This window comes from Eubacterium sp. AF22-8LB (genome assembly GCF_003458715.1).
Taxonomy (GTDB): domain Bacteria; phylum Bacillota_I; class Bacilli_A; order Erysipelotrichales; family Erysipelotrichaceae; genus Holdemanella.
On record NZ_QRVI01000062.1, the window covers coordinates 1 to 413 of the forward strand.

Here is a 413-nt window from a genome sequence, read left to right on the forward strand (position 1 = left end):
GGAGTGCTAAGTAAGCTACATTTGTCAAAATCAGGATATTACAATTATCTGCATCGAAAGCCAAGCAAGCAATCTATATCAAAGAAAAATAGGATTCAAGCAATTCGAACTATATATGACGATAATCATCAAATTTATGGTGCACCAAAGATAGCGAAAGAGATGCAAAAGCAAGGTGAAAAAATATCGGAAAGAACAGTAGGCGTATATATGCGAGAAATGGGTATCAAGGCCTGTTACATTAAACCATATGTAAAAACAACCTTTGATAGTGATTTTTCAACAAAGCTACATAACGTATTAAAAAGAGACTTTTCACCAAGCAAGCCAAATGAGGCATGGTGTACAGATATAACGTATATATTCACCTTGGAAGGATTTGTATATCTTACAAGTGTAATGGATCTATATTC

Annotated in this window: 2 pseudogenes; both read left to right on the top strand. The window is 33.9% G+C overall.

Annotated elements, in window-relative coordinates:
* Positions 1-3: 3 nt before the first annotated feature.
* Positions 4-183, top strand: a pseudogene (locus tag DWY01_RS12050) (IS3 family transposase); the annotation flags it as partial.
* A 27-nt stretch (positions 184-210) separates the two neighbouring features.
* Positions 211-413: pseudogene (locus DWY01_RS11835) on the top strand (IS3 family transposase); the annotation flags it as partial.